General features: G+C 42.6%; 13 protein-coding genes. 6 read left to right on the top strand and 7 right to left on the bottom strand.

Annotated features, from left to right (window positions below; all coding sequences use genetic code 11):
- The gene (locus IRJ18_RS09360) at positions 1 to 1,236 is read left to right on the top strand and encodes a hybrid sensor histidine kinase/response regulator (protein ID WP_194105917.1); all 1,236 of its coding nucleotides are present in this window, start codon (positions 1 to 3) and stop codon (positions 1,234 to 1,236) included.
- A gap of 22 nt (positions 1,237 to 1,258) precedes the next feature.
- Positions 1,259 to 1,654, top strand: a complete 396-nt coding sequence (locus tag IRJ18_RS09355) for a response regulator (RefSeq protein ID WP_194105916.1) — start codon at positions 1,259 to 1,261, stop codon at positions 1,652 to 1,654.
- Positions 1,655 to 1,843: 189 nt separating this feature from the next.
- Here the strand turns inward: IRJ18_RS09355 and IRJ18_RS09350 are convergent, their stop codons facing one another.
- The 4 genes from IRJ18_RS09350 to IRJ18_RS09335 all read right to left on the bottom strand — a co-directional run bounded on the left by IRJ18_RS09350 (position 1,844) and on the right by IRJ18_RS09335 (position 5,923).
- Entirely contained in the window at positions 1,844 to 3,229 is a 1,386-nt protein-coding gene (locus tag IRJ18_RS09350; RefSeq protein WP_194105915.1) for an aspartate kinase, read from the bottom strand.
- A gap of 37 nt (positions 3,230 to 3,266) precedes the next feature.
- Positions 3,267 to 4,079, bottom strand: a complete 813-nt coding sequence (gene proC / locus IRJ18_RS09345; RefSeq protein WP_194105914.1) for a pyrroline-5-carboxylate reductase — start codon at positions 4,077 to 4,079, stop codon at positions 3,267 to 3,269.
- Positions 4,080 to 4,082: 3 nt separating this feature from the next.
- Entirely contained in the window at positions 4,083 to 4,874 is a 792-nt protein-coding gene (gene argB, locus IRJ18_RS09340) for an acetylglutamate kinase (RefSeq protein ID WP_194105913.1), read from the bottom strand.
- Positions 4,875 to 4,963: 89 nt separating this feature from the next.
- On the bottom strand, positions 4,964 to 5,923 hold the full coding sequence (locus IRJ18_RS09335; protein WP_194105912.1) for an alpha/beta fold hydrolase: 960 nt from the start codon (positions 5,921 to 5,923) through the stop codon (positions 4,964 to 4,966).
- A 136-nt stretch (positions 5,924 to 6,059) separates the two neighbouring features.
- Between IRJ18_RS09335 and IRJ18_RS09330 the strand changes: the two genes are divergently transcribed.
- Positions 6,060 to 7,358, top strand: coding sequence for an NAD(P)/FAD-dependent oxidoreductase (locus IRJ18_RS09330; protein ID WP_194105911.1), 1,299 nt, complete (start codon positions 6,060 to 6,062; stop codon positions 7,356 to 7,358).
- 75 nt (positions 7,359 to 7,433) lie between these two features.
- A complete protein-coding gene (gene msrA, locus IRJ18_RS09325; protein ID WP_194105910.1) occupies positions 7,434 to 8,087 on the top strand; it encodes a peptide-methionine (S)-S-oxide reductase MsrA in 654 nt (217 codons plus the stop codon).
- Between the two features lie 117 nt (positions 8,088 to 8,204).
- Here the strand turns inward: msrA and corA are convergent, their stop codons facing one another.
- Complete coding sequence (corA, locus tag IRJ18_RS09320) at positions 8,205 to 9,335, bottom strand: magnesium/cobalt transporter CorA (RefSeq protein ID WP_194105909.1); 1,131 nt, start codon at positions 9,333 to 9,335, stop codon at positions 8,205 to 8,207.
- On the bottom strand, positions 9,335 to 9,946 hold the full coding sequence (locus IRJ18_RS09315; protein ID WP_194105908.1) for a WbqC family protein: 612 nt from the start codon (positions 9,944 to 9,946) through the stop codon (positions 9,335 to 9,337). Before IRJ18_RS09315 ends, corA begins: the two co-directional genes overlap by 1 nt.
- Before the next feature lie 38 nt (positions 9,947 to 9,984).
- On the opposite strand from IRJ18_RS09315, the gene IRJ18_RS09310 reads away from it, so the two are divergent.
- Together IRJ18_RS09310 and IRJ18_RS09305 are read left to right on the top strand one after the other, a co-directional pair.
- On the top strand, positions 9,985 to 10,872 hold the full coding sequence (locus IRJ18_RS09310; protein WP_194105907.1) for a lysophospholipid acyltransferase family protein: 888 nt from the start codon (positions 9,985 to 9,987) through the stop codon (positions 10,870 to 10,872).
- The gene (locus IRJ18_RS09305; RefSeq protein ID WP_194105906.1) at positions 10,873 to 11,913 is read left to right on the top strand and encodes a glycosyltransferase family 2 protein; all 1,041 of its coding nucleotides are present in this window, start codon (positions 10,873 to 10,875) and stop codon (positions 11,911 to 11,913) included. It abuts the gene before it with no gap.
- A 103-nt stretch (positions 11,914 to 12,016) separates the two neighbouring features.
- Here IRJ18_RS09305 and IRJ18_RS09300 read toward each other — a convergent pair whose 3' ends face one another.
- Positions 12,017 to 14,512, bottom strand: a complete 2,496-nt coding sequence (locus IRJ18_RS09300; protein WP_194105905.1) for a mechanosensitive ion channel family protein — start codon at positions 14,510 to 14,512, stop codon at positions 12,017 to 12,019.
- Between the last annotated feature and the right edge of the window lie 68 nt (positions 14,513 to 14,580).

Raw genomic sequence — 14,580 nt, 5'->3', positions numbered from 1 at the left:
ATGCAAGAAGAACCTGTAATTAAGATACTGCTGGTTGATGATAACGAAAACAACCTGCTATCCATGGAAGTGGTGCTGGAGAAAGAGAAATATGCTTTTTATAAAGCTACTTCTGGCCGTGAAGCGCTGCGGATATTGTTAAAAGAGGAAGATTTTTCGCTCATTCTATTGGATGTTAAAATGCCAATAATGGACGGGTATGAAACTGCCGCTTTAATTTACCAGCGGGATAAGTTACGTCACATCCCTATTATTTTTATTACCGCACACGACTATGAAGAGGCCGCCATCTTCAAAGGGTATGAAGCAGGTGCGGTAGATTTTATTCGGAAACCTTTTAATCCGGAAATGCTGCGGTCAAAAGTGACTGTTTTTACGGATCTATACCGCAAGAACCAACTATTACAGCGTCAGGAAGAAAAGCTACAGGCAATAAATCAGGACCTGATACAACTGAACCAGGGCCTTGAACAGCGCGTGCTTGAACGTACGATTGAACTGGAAGGGCTAAATCAGGAGCTAAAGGAACTGAATTTATCTAAGGATAAATTCTTGTCGGTAATTTCTCACGACCTGCGCAATCCGCTTACCTCGTTGCTGGCTTCATCTGAAAACTTATCCCGTGATGCTGAAAAACTAAAGCCCGAGCAAATAAAAATGTTCGCTGATATTATTAACCGGACGTCGCATAAGATATTAGACCAATTAAATGAATTGGTGGAATGGGCTAAGGAACAGCGGGAAAAAACGAGTTTCACGCCCCAGGATCTTAATTTGCAGCAATTTGTAAACGAGTCGCTTGATCTGCTTCGGGAAAATGCACGTCAAAAAGAAATTATGCTTGAAAACCTGGTGGATGACGATCTTTTTATACATGCCGATGCGCTAATGTTTCGTTCGGTATTGCAAAACCTGGTCACCAACGCCATCAAATATACACCAGCCGGTGGCGGAAAAGTGGTTGTAACAGCAGTTCCAATGGAAGGGATGATCGAGATATGTATCCGGGATAATGGGATAGGCATGTCTGGGCCAACCAGGGAAATGCTGTTCGGCCAGGCCAGCGCTGCTTCTCTATTGGGCACAAGCAAAGAAAAAGGAACTGGCCTTGGCCTGCTATTAGTAAAAGATTTTGTGGCCACGCATGGCGGTACAATTAGGGTAGAAAGCGAACTTAATGAAGGCACCTGTTTCCTTTTCACAATGCCGAAAAATAAGCAAATCGTATCTGTTTAACCATTATAACAATTATTAATTAATGTCTCCAATAACCATTACCGATCAACCCAAAAAAAGCATTGCCATTTTTGATGATGATGAAGATATTCTGTCGATCTGTTCTTATATTCTGACTGAACAGGGTTGGAGTGTCCACACTTTTAATAATTGCAACCATATTTTGGATAAGCTCGCTCCGGTGCACCCTACTGTTATCTTTATGGATAATTGGATACCAGATAAGGGAGGGGTGGTTGCAACTCAAATATTAAAAAATTCTCCCCGCTTCCAAAACATACCGGTGATCTACTTTTCGGCAAATGCAGATATTGAATTATTAGCGCAAAATGCTGGAGCTGATGCTTACCTGGCTAAACCTTTTAATCTTGAAGAACTGGCAGAGGTGATTGACCGGGTACAAGCAGCAGTAAAATGAAATAAACTATGCGCAAAGATGTTGCCTTGAAAAACTCGTGGTTGCTCACAAAGCGTGGGCCAACGAGTTTGATATTGACGGTGCACCAAATTCCCCAATAAATTTGAGGTGGACTATGTAAGAGTATATCAAAAATAAAAAGTCGCATAGATTATTATGCGACCTTTTATTTTATGCCAGCATCAGCGTTTATTTATTATCAGACATTGCTTTGTTCAAGGCTATTACCGCGCTTTTAAAATGTTCGCGTGCTACCAAAAACTGAATATTTACCTTGCGCAAAGCAAAACCCGCACTTTGGATATTAATACCCGCATCTGTTAAAGCTGCAGCGGCACGGGCTAATAAACCCGGCTGATCCATATTGGTGCCTAACATACACACCATGGCGGTTTTCTCAACAGTTACCTTTTCAAAGTTCTCTTCCAGTTCCCGGATAAGCTTTTTATCAAAATCACGTTCCCAAATTACTATAGAGATACTGTTCGCGCTGGTTGCTTTAAATATATAACTAACGTTATGATCGAAAAATATCTGCATAATTTTCAAATCCGAACCAACATTGCTCACCATTAATGGATCGTATACATCGATCAGGATCAATTTGTCAGTGCCGGTAATTACTTCTACACGCTTGGTCTCACAAATAAAATCTTTGGTAATAAGCGTGCCTGAGTGTGCCGGCTCAAAAGTGTTTTTAATGCGCAGGTTAATGCCATTTATCTCTAAAGGTTTTGAGGCCTTGGGGTGGATCGCTTCCATGCCCACATCGGCTAACTGATCGGCAATATCATAGTTGGTGTTACCTACAGGGATACAGTTTTTTATCCCTACAATCCCCGGATCGGCTGTTGAAAGGTGGTATTCTTTATGGATAATGGCTTCCGCAGGTTTCAGTTCTTCAGCTATTTTGCTGAACGTAACTTCGCTATAGCCACGGTCGAACTCGCGCATAATACCTTCGGTGCCTTTTACATAGCCTGTTACAATGCAAATAGTTTTTTCCAGTTCAATATCCTTGAAGGCATCTTTGATACGCTGGTCTATGGTGAACGAGCGATGGTCGTGCAACCCGCTCAGATCAACAAGGGTGGCATTAATACCCATGTTCTGCAAAATATTGGTGAAGTTGAAAGCCGAATGACTTTCACCTATAGATGCTAATATTTCCCGCGCTGCCTGTAAAATACCATCCTTACTTACATAACCCGATGCCAGTATGTTAGATAGGTTTTCCAGGTATTTTTGTGCTTCATGCACATGGTTTTCAATAAATTCATCAGCTACCTTCAAATTTAAACCCAGCTCAACGTATTGTGTGTTGATCTCTTTAAGTTTAGTTACCAGGTCTTTCAGCGGTTTATGGAAATCCTGGTGCTGGGCCAGGCGGTGGTACACACCCGGTTCTCCGGTCTTCTTATTTTCTAACAGGATATTAGTAACACCCGAGAATGCCGAAACCACAAAAATGCGGTTGTATAACTCATCGCCGGTACGGTTATATAGGATAATGTTATTAATTACGTCTTTCAGGGCACTCATGGATGTGCCGCCTATTTTCTCTACTGTGAACATGAGTTCAATATTGAATTATGTGTTTTGAATTATTGATTTAGGATTCTTTATATAACACGCCTGCTTTTTCAGCTGATGTTTTGATGCCTTTGATCATGGCCGAGCTAAAACCGTTATGCTCCATCTCATTTAAGCCCGCAATGGTACAGCCTTTTGGCGATGTCACTTTATCAATCTCCTGCTCCGGGTGCGATGCAAGTTGCAGTAGCAGGTCGGCAGCACCCTTGGCAGTTTGGGCAGCCATCTTTAAAGCATCGTGCGCGTGGAAACCAATTTCAGTACCGCCTTGTGATGCCGCGCGGATAGAACGCAGGAAAAATGCAATGCCGCAAGCGCATAAAGCCGTAGCCGATGTCATCAGTTCCTCGTTAATACGGATACTTACACCCACAGTATCAAACAACGAAGTAACCAATTTGATGTTATCGTCAGACGCGGTATCGGTGGCAATGCAAGTCATGGACTGCCCAATGGCGATTGCTGTATTAGGCATTGCACGCACCACTTGTACATCTAAACCTAAATGCTTACGGATATCCTGGCAGCTTACGCCCGATACTACCGAGATCAGTAAATGCTTTGCCGGGTCAATTGACGGTTTGATCTCATCAAGCAGCTTGTTTAATTGCTGGGGCAATATGGCTAATACTATTATTGTAGCATTGTTAACCGCTTCTGCATTATTGCCGGTGGTTTGGTAGCCTGCATCTTTTAAAGGTACAAGGGCGGCTATATTGCGGCGCGTCAGGGTTATTTGGGCAGGGTTGTAAATTTCTGCTTTAACCAATCCTTTGGCTAATGAAAGCCCAATGTTTCCGCTGCCTAAAATGGCTATATGTTTTGTGCTCATGGTTTATTTACTTAATCGTGTACCAAATGAAGCTTCATCATTTAGTTTGTTCAAATCATTAGCATGACCGATAATTACTGCCTGTACACCAAAATCAATGGCACTAAAGGCATTATCCAGCTTAGGCAGCATGCCACTGTGGATTATCCCGGCTGCCTTCAGTTCATCATAACGCTCCGGATTAATATCACGTATCAATGAATCCTCATCATCAATATCCTGCAATACGCCTTTCTTTTCAAAGCAATAGATCAGTGTGGTACTATATAAACCCGACATAGCAACCGCCAGGGCTGATGCTATAGTATCGGCGTTAGTGTTCAGCAATTGCCCGTCGCCATCATGTGTCAGTGCGCTAAAAACAGGGGTGAAGCCGGCTTCCAGCAAGCTGCTGATACCGTTAGCATTAACCGAATTATCATCCAAATCGCCCACAAAGCCATAATCAATTGTTTTTATGGGACGTTTTTTAGCTTTTATCAGGTTACCATCGGCACCGGTTAAGCCAATAGCATTACTGCCATAGCGTTGTAACTGTGCCACAATGTTTTTATTGATCAAACCACCGTAAACCATGGTAACCACGCGCAGGGTTTCAATATCCGTTATACGCCTGCCATCTACCAGTTTGGCTTCAATGCCTAAAGTTTCAGATAGTTGTGTAGCTACTTTGCCACCGCCATGAACTAATATCTTGTAACCTTTAAGCGCAGTAAAGTCTTCCAAAAACTTGTGCAGGCTTTCAGAATTATCTATAACGTTTCCGCCAATTTTTATGATGTACAGCGATTGCATAATTACTAATTGCTGCGAAAATAGGGAAACCACCGCAAAAAATCAGTTTAAAACTTAAAATTCTACTGATTTAGTAGAGTATTGCCCTGCTATCTCGCCAAAAAAGCATTAATAACCGAAAACTCGCGGTTAGGTTCTTCCACCTGCGGGTTATGGCCCGAGTGCTCAAACATCACAAATTCGGCTTGCGGGCAATATTGTTTAAACTTTACCATCATCCAGGGCACGGCTACACGGTCATAACGCCCGCCTATAATTAGTACTGGCATTTTCAGGTCTTTTAATTGCTTACGGTAATCGAAAGTGCCGATATCGCCACCTACTATAAAGTCGCCGTCTTTACCTACCATCTGGTAGTATAATTTGGTGTTGTTGAGATTAGGGTAATCATCGCCTCCTTTGCCTTCAAACCTGGCCGGGTTATAGGCATATAAAAAGCCGTAAGGAACGCGGCTATAGATCTCCTGGTGTTTGGCATCGCTGGAAACCGCGCCTTTTTCCCTGATCTTCATTAGTTCGTTCCAAACTTCGGGATAGTTGGTCTTTATCTCGTGGTTTGAATTATCATCATTCTCCTGCCACATTACAAAACTGTGAAAGGTATTAGCCAATATTAAGTGACTCAGGTGCTGGGGGTATTTAACCGCGTAACCCTGTGCCACTACACCACCGTATGAGTGGCCCAAAACGCTGATCTTGTCTAATTTAAGTGCTTTACGCAACCCCTCAATGTCCTCAATATCACGCGCCAGGGTATATTCACTTACCAAAGCCGCGGTGTCCGACTTTCCACGGCCAAAGGCGTCAAAATAAATCAGTTGATGATGGTTTTGTGCCAGCGGATCGAAACTGCGCAGGCCAAGGTGCGAGTTTCCCGGGCCACCGGCAATAAATATAATAGGATCGCCTTCGCCAACGGTTACCACCCAAAGTTTGGCGCCGTTAACATGTACATATTTGCCGTCGGTCTGGCTGTTTACATTTCGTATCTGGGCTTTAGACGCAATAGTTAAAAAAAGCAGGATAAATAAGGGGTATTGGAATTTCATTTTAATGTAAATCAATGCTAAAAGTACTAAATCCTTAAGAAATCTCCCGAAATTTGGTATTATTGAAAACATAAGCGGGCTATATCTGCTTGTTTGTTACAAAAGCAGCTGCGGCCCTGGCCGTTATACACTACATATGGATCTTTTAAATACCACTGCCGGCGTGCCCCGCATTGTAATAATAGGGGCAGGGTTTGGCGGTATACAAGTAGCAAAAAATCTTAAAAACACACCAGTTGAAGTTGTTTTGCTGGATAAACATAACTATCACACCTTTCAGCCATTGCTTTACCAGGTGGCTATGGGCGCTTTAGAGGGTGATTCTATCGCTTTCCCCGTACGTCGCATTTTTGCCGGGCAAAAGAATTTCACTTTTCTGATGGCCGCGGTACAAAAAATAAATCCGGAAGCCAACACGCTGCATACGAATATCGGGGACATTAAATACGATTACCTGGTAGTTGCAACCGGTGCTAATACCAATTTTTTCGGAAGTGAGGAAATTGAACACCATGCGATGCCTATGAAAAACCTGCCCGAAGCGCTGAACCTGCGGGCCCTTATCCTGCAAAACCTTGAAAAGGCGCTAATAACTACCGACAAGGAAGAAAGACAAGCCCTATTAACCTTTGTGGTGGTAGGTGGCGGCCCAACAGGGGTTGAACTATCCGGCGCTTTGGCCGAAATGAGGATGCATATTTTATGCAAGGATTATCCTGGTTTGTGTTTAGATGATATGAAAGTTTTGCTGGCCGAGGGTAAACCCGAATTGCTGGCCGCCATGTCTGAAGGGGCATCCTGCAAAGCAAAACAGTTTTTAATTGATAGGGGCGTTGTGGTTAAAAATAGCGTCCATGTGGAGCATTACGACGGCTTGACCCTTACTATTGATGACGGTACCGTAATGAAAACACGCAATGTTTTCTGGGCAGCAGGGGTAAGGGGAGAAGTGCCGGAAGGGATGACTTTAGCCCCCCTTACACGTGGTACCCGCGTAAAAACGGATGACATTAGCAGGGTAGATGGCTACCACAATATATTTGCTATAGGCGATGTAGCCGCGATGATTACACCGGAGTTGCCCGAAGGCTTGCCCGGCGTAGCGCCGGTAGCTATGCAACAAGGTAAACACCTGGCAAAAAACCTGTTAAGAATAATTAAGGGCGAAGCGGCTGTGCCCTTTAAATATTTTGATAAAGGTACCATGGCAACTGTAGGCCGTAACAGGGCGGTAGCAGATATTGGCCGGTTGCATTTTCAGGGCTTTTTTGCCTGGTTGTTATGGATGTTTGTCCATTTATTATCCCTTGCGGGTTTTAGTAATAAGCTGATCGTGTTTTTTAGCTGGGCCATTAACTATTTTAATAAAGATAGTGATAACCGGTTGATCGTCCGTGGCTTTGACACGGTGAAAATGCAGGTAGAGGATGTCTAAAAAAATAGAATGATATTGTGATGACCAACCGTTGTAAGGAATTCAACGTAAATACTACTAAACAATAAAAAATAAATGAAAAAATTAAGTATATACCTGTTGGCTGTCCTGTTTATAGGCTGCGCCAACGCGCAAAACAAACGCGGTGATATGGATATGGCCAGGTTACCTAAACCAGCCCCCGGCGAAGCGGTAGCCACCTTTGCAGGCGGTTGTTTTTGGGCCAGTAGCGAAGTGTTTTCTGAATTGAAGGGCGTGAACAAGGTGGTGGCTGGTTATGCCGGCGGGAAAACTGCAAACCCAACTTACGAGGAAGTTTGTACCGAAACTACCGGACATGCCGAGTCTGCACAGGTTTACTATGACCCCAAGGTGATCAGTTATGAAACTTTGGTTAAGGCGTTCTTTAGCTTTCACGACCCTACTACCTTGAACAGGCAGGGGCCCGATGAAGGCGCTAGTTACCGTTCGGTAGCCTTTTATCGCACACCCGAGGAAAAGAAGATATTAGAAGATGCCGTTAAGGAAGTGAATGCCTCTAAGCATTACAGCAGCCCGGTTGTAACTCAAATTGTACCTTTCAAAACATTTTATGCGGCCGAGAATTATCACCAGGGATATTATAAAGAGCATCCCGACAGGGCGTATATCGTATCGGTTTCTGAACCTAAGGTGATGAAGATGCGCAAGGCGATGAAAAGTTATTTAAAACCTGAGTATCAGAAGTAAGAAATGGGCCTCACCCTGCCCTCTCCGGAGGAGAGGGTTCTTAAATAAAAGCGCCTTTATAAGAGGCGCTTTTATTGTTTATATAGCCCCCTTCCGGGGAGGGTTTGGGAGGGGCTCTTACAACCTGTTAAACCAACCCTTTTTCCAAAATATATACAACTGCACACCTGCAATTAACAGCATTAATGCCCAGGCATAAACGTAGCCATGGTTCCAGTAAAGTTCGGGCATGTTATCGGGAATGACAGTTTTACCATCGGCACCGATGCGGGAAAAGTTCATGCCATAAATACCGGCGATGAAAGTCAACGGAATAAATATAACCGAGATAATTGTCAGCACCTTCATAATTTCATTCATGCGGTTGCTTACCATAGACAGGTACAGATCGATAATACTGGAGGTAATTTCCTTGTAACTTTCTATCAAGTCCATAATCTGGATGCAGTGGTCGTAAGCATCGCGCAGGAAGGTCTTAACTTCGGCGGTTATCAGCGGACTGTCCGTGCGGATCATATCGTTTACCTTATCGCGTTCGGGCCAGCTGGCACGCCGCATTACAATAAGCGACCGCTTAAGGTGCTGGGCATTATACATAATGCTTTTATCGGCCTTTAGGTATAGCTGATCTTCCACACCATCCAAATTATCACCAATACAGGCCAGTATCACAAAATACTGATCGATGATAGTATCGGTTAAGGCATAGCACATATAGCCCGGGCCCGCGGTACGGATAGCGCCTTTGCCGCCTTTTAAACGGGCTTTTACAGCTTCAAAGCGTTCTTCGTGGTCTTCCTCAAAACTAATGATAAGATGCTTTTTTACAATGGCTGAAAATTGAGTATTTTCAAGTTCGTTATCGCCGTTAAGGCGCATAATCCGGCTTACCGCGAAAACATAATCGTCATATTCCTCAAACTTTGGCCTTTGATGGCTGCTGGTAATATCTTCTAAAACCAGCGGGTTGATCTTCAGGTGTTCGCCAATGGATTCTATCAGTTTTTTATCGCCCAGCCCGTTTATCTGTATCCAGTGATAATGCTTATCGCAAGTTTTAAACTGTTCCAGTATCACATCAATATTAGTTCCTTTCGAGGTTACCAATTCCTTCTCGTTATACGAAAAGATATTGATCTGGGGCTTCATGGCATCCTCGGCAATATGGATCATACCGGGGCTATCGCCTACATTGCCCAGTCGTTTTTTAAGCGTTAATTTAATGCGGGGTTTTCTTTTACTATCCATTACAGGTAATTTATGGTTTGCGGCCCCTGGTTAAACAGCAGGTCAACAATGCTCAGGTTCTTTAAAAAGCCTTGTCGCTCTTCAAAAACCTGGAAGTAAGACTTTTGTTCAAAGCCGCTTTCTTTTTTAGCATTGAAACTTAAACGGTAATCAGCGCGGTCGGGGTAAGCCGGCTGGTACTCATCTGTAAATGTAATATCGACTTTTATTTTGGCCATACCTAACAGCATGCGTAATAAAACCTCATTATAGTCAAAAAGAAACTCAAACTTATCCTCGTAAAAACGGGCAAAGTCATCCTCATAATATTCAAAGTAAGCCGACCGGCGATAACAGGCCTGCAGGCTCATCCAATGCAATCGCTGCCAGCGAAAATCATAACTGATACGCACATCGCGCATTTTGGTGTGCACTTTTGAACCCTTAATTACCGGCACCACAAGGGTAAGCAAGCCATCGGGTGAATAGATATTGGCCCGGTTACGATACGTTTGTTTTATCAGGTGTTCTTCTTTCTCTATCAGGATATTTTGCTTATGCTGATTTAAACAAGCAAAGTATTCAACAGGGGGGAGATAAAACATTGGAAAAACAGCGCCTTTATCCGTCATAAATTTTTATGTTTGCAATTAAAATTCCGCCGAAAATAATGATAATAAAAGGGCTTTCAAGAATAGGCGTATTCTTTTTGTACCTCATCTCCTTATTGCCCTTTTGGATATTATACACAATTTCTGATGTATTGTATGTGATTTTGTATCGCATTATTGGCTACCGCAGGGGGGTAGTGCGCGAAAACCTGGCAAATTCTTTTCCTGAAAAAACAACGATAGAGCGTCAGATCATAGAAAAAAAATATTACCGTTACCTGTGCGACCTGATAGTGGAAACTATTAAAACCCTTAGCATATCCAGGAAAGAAGTAATGCGGCGCATGCTGCCCGCCACCATACATACCAACCAGTTAGTGGCCGATATTTTTGCGCAGGGAAAAAGCATTTTGGGTGTAGCCGGGCATTATGGCAATTGGGAGTTCGCGGCGCTAAGTTGTAGTATGATGACGGAAGAAGAACGGATTGTAGTTTATAAACCGTTGGCTAACCAGGTGTTTGATCAATTATTTAACAAGTCCCGCTCAAAGTTTGGTGCCGAAACCGTGGCCATGAAAGATATATTACGCAAACTGGTAAGAATAAAAGATAAACGCAGTTTTACAGTCTTGCTTTCAGATCAAACGCCAGTGCAGGAATCCGTACAGTACTTTACCAATTTTTTAAATCAGCCTACGGCAATTTTTTTGGGTGTAGAAAAACTTGCAAAAACTTTAAATTCGGCTGTGGTATTTTGTGATATTAAATGTATTGAAAGGGGATACTATACTTATAATTTTATTCCGCTAACGCTTGATCCAAAAAACACAGCCGAATACGAGATCACTAACATGCATGTTGCCCATCTTGAAAAAACAATAAGAGAAATACCGCAATACTGGTTATGGAGCCACAAAAGATGGAAATTTAAGCCGAGAAACGCATAAATGAGTAATATACCTAAAGTAGCAATTGTTATTTTAAACTGGAATGGCTTAAAACATCTCAGCCAGTTTTTGCCGTCGGTAATGGCAAGCGAATGGCCTAACCTTGAAGTTGTTGTAGGCGATAATGCCAGCACCGATGATTCTGTACTTTTTCTTAAAAGCAGATATCCGGATATTAAAATTATTCAAAATGATAATAATTACGGTTTTACCGGAGGCTATAACCGCGTACTGAACCAGGTTGAAGCCGATTACTTTATCCTGCTAAACTCCGATATTGAAGTTACGCCTAACTGGATAGCGCCTGTAATTTCATTGATGGAAAGCGATGAACAAGTGGCCGCGGCTGCGCCAAAAATTAAGGCGTACCATCAGCCAACCCATTTTGAACACGCGGGAGCGGCGGGGGGCTTTATTGACAGTTATGGCTATCCATTTTGCCGCGGACGGATATTTTATGAGATAGAAGAGGATAAAGGCCAATACGATCAATCAGGCGAGGTGTTTTGGGCTACAGGTGCAGCCTTGTTTATTAAAAAGAAGTGTTGGGACTTAACCGGCGGTTTTGATGAACGTTTTTTTGCCCACATGGAAGAAATTGACCTGTGCTGGCGTTTAAAAAACCTTGATTACAAAATTATGTACTGTGCCGAATCGGTAGTTTACCATGTAGGGGGCGGCACGCTTGATAAGGAAAACCCTTTTAAAACTTATCTTAATTTCCGTAATAACTTATTGTTACTTAAAAAGAACCTGTCGTTTGGCCGGGCATTATTTACTATTTGCCTGCGCTTTTTACTGGATTTGCTGGCTATTTTCAGGTTTTTGAATGAAGGTAAACGCAAAGACGCCTGGGCTATCAGCCGTGCGCATCAAAGTTTTGTGCGGATGTTGTTTAAATCTGAAAAGTCGGTAGCCAAATCGCCAAAGGCGCACCATACCACCCTAAAACGCATGTATAAACACAGCATTGTATGGGAGTTCTTCATTAAGAAAAAACGGCATTTCAGCGATTTAGGGGGCGAGGATTTTTACAAGTAAACATTCTTTACGTCATCCTGAGTGTAACGAAGGATCACCGATATGCAGGGCTGACTATGCGTGCCGGGGATGTTTCGCTGCTGCTCAACATGACGCGTTGGTTCTATTTAGCCTCACCCTTCTCATCTCCACCAACAACCGGCATCCCTTCAGGGAAATGCAGGTATAGGTCTTTCCTGGCAGATGGTATTGCAACATTTTCGCGCGGCAGCATATCATAAATATCGGCCAGCACAGTGCTTTTTAATGCATTCGTGGTAGTAATATCGGCTGCCCAAAAGAAGATCTTAAAATCAACCGAGGTTTCGCTTACACCGCTTAAAAATACAGAGGGGGCCGGCGATGTCATAATATCTTCCCGGTTGCTCAGCATGTTTTTCAGCAGGTCTTTAGTATGATTAATATCCGCTCCGTAAGCCGTGGCTATCATCAGTTCAATACGGCGGTTGCTGTTACTAAGCGTCCAGTTAACTACATGTTGGGATATCAGGTCGCCGTTGGGGATAATTACTTCCGAACCATCACTGGTCAATAACTTGCTCGACCGTACGCCAATCTCCTTCATGGTACCCGACCGGTTGCCTACTTCAATAATATCGCCTATCTGGATAGGTTTTTCAAATGCCAGTATCAAACCCGATACCAGGTTATTTACAATGTTTTGTAAACCAAAGCCTATACCTATACCAAATGCGCTGATAATAATGGTCAGTTTTTCTAAAGGAAAACCCGATGCCGCGACCGCTAAAAGGAAACCGGCTGAGAATACACCCAGCCTGATCAGCAGCGCCGAAGTACGGTTTTTTTTCTTCAGTACAGAAAGATCGGTAACCCGCTGGGCAGAAACATCATAAAAATAACTTATGATGCGTGATATGACAGATGACAGCCAAATAACCGCTATAAATATTAAAAAGCCACGAAAAGTGAAGGAGGCGCCGCCAACCGTACGGGATTCGCTTAGCAGATCGTGCACATTATCGTTAGCCCAATCATCAACATTAAGGTTTTGCAGCAACGTAAATCCCCACAATAATGCAGCAACAGTAACCAGTATGGATTTAAACTTCTTTTCAACAAGGGTAAAATCTATCCAATTAATAATACTGTTGGCATCCTTTTTAGTTTGGAATTGCAAATAAAGGCCCTGTAGTATAATTTGAACAACAAGATAAAAAATTACCAGCAGCCATAAGTTAAACACGGCGGTAACCCCAATTATTTTAGCCAGGCTAAATCTGCCGCTAATATTAAGCAACAGCGATAACAACTGTAGGCCTATAAAAACTTTTAAAACCAAGCAGGTATTTGGCAAATGCCCTTCAGGGTCTTTTTGGCATTTCTTTAAAAATAAGTAACCTATAATAATTGAAACAATGCTAAGTATCAGCACCGTATACCTGTCTATATTTGATATTTGAATAAACAAGTTACTTGCGCCATAAACAATGGTTATCCAAAATAATTGAAATAAGAAATAATATGTTTTTGGATGCTCTTTCCGGGTGAGCAGTAACGAGACAATTATTGAAATGAGGAACATTGCCTCGAGGCAAACAACAGGCGGATGGGTGTAGAAATAAGGTATTATAGCGGTGCCTATCAGTAACGATGAAATGATAGGGTCTTTATAAATGTACCCCGCTCGTTCAAATATAGCTACAGGGTTGTCGTTATTTTTAAATGTTTTAATTCGGTTATAAAATACCCATATAAACACCAGTATTAAAAAGACCACACCAACCAGGTTTGTCAGTTTTTCGTTCCTGTTAAAATAATTAAGCAGTATCCTGTTCAGTTTTATAGTGCTCGAAAGCGCCGCTTTAAAGTCGTTATAAGCCAGGCCGGTATTCCAGATATAGTCCGATTCGCCCGAGATCGCTTTTATGGCAAATCGTTTAATTTTTAAATCGATCTGGTCTGTTTGGTCAAGTATGCGGTTATAAGCTACGGCTATTTCATTTTGTAATAAATTTACCTTTAATAAAGCCGTCCGGTTAAGCGAATCAGTTTTACGCCACAAGTGTCTTACGGATTGTAACTGGTTAAAATAGGTGCGCCGTAGTGTACTATCGGTAGGTGCAGCCCTAAGCGTGGTATCTTTAAAAAACCTGATCAGGTCTTTTTGATTATGAACAAGCCCCGAATCAATATCTCCCAGTTGCGATTGCCAGTCTTCCAGCTTGCCCTGTGTGCGGTCTAAATTATCCCTTAAAACAAACAGGTAACGCAGTGTGCTTGATTTATGGGTTTTGGCCAGGCTATCCATACGGTTAAGCCTTCTCACCACCGATGGTAGCTGCTGGCTAATGTCTGCCGTATCTAAACCTTCGGATAAATTGTTATTAATTTGATTGAAAGTGGTGGTATATTGTTCCACCCGCTGTAAAAGGCTATTGATAGAAGTATCTGTTTTGTTTAAGGCACGCAACAATGAATCGCGCGAATGCATGGAGCGCCTTGCGGATTCCCTTTTTGATATTGGGGGTTTAGCCTGCTTATCCTGCGCGTAAGCCTGTTGTGCAGTGCCCGCAAATACTATCGCCCATAAGGCTACCAGGAATTTAAATGAATGACTCTTGATTGAAATAGTTTTCATAGGGCGAAGGCTTAACGTAAAAATACATAAAACGTTTTAAAAAAGGCCGCAATTTAGTTTGTGGTAAG

Origin of the sequence: Mucilaginibacter boryungensis, from assembly GCF_015221995.1 — a bacterium.
In the GTDB taxonomy this organism is placed as follows: Bacteria; Bacteroidota; Bacteroidia; order Sphingobacteriales; family Sphingobacteriaceae; genus Mucilaginibacter; species Mucilaginibacter boryungensis.
This window is presented reverse-complemented; position numbering and strand designations above follow the sequence as displayed.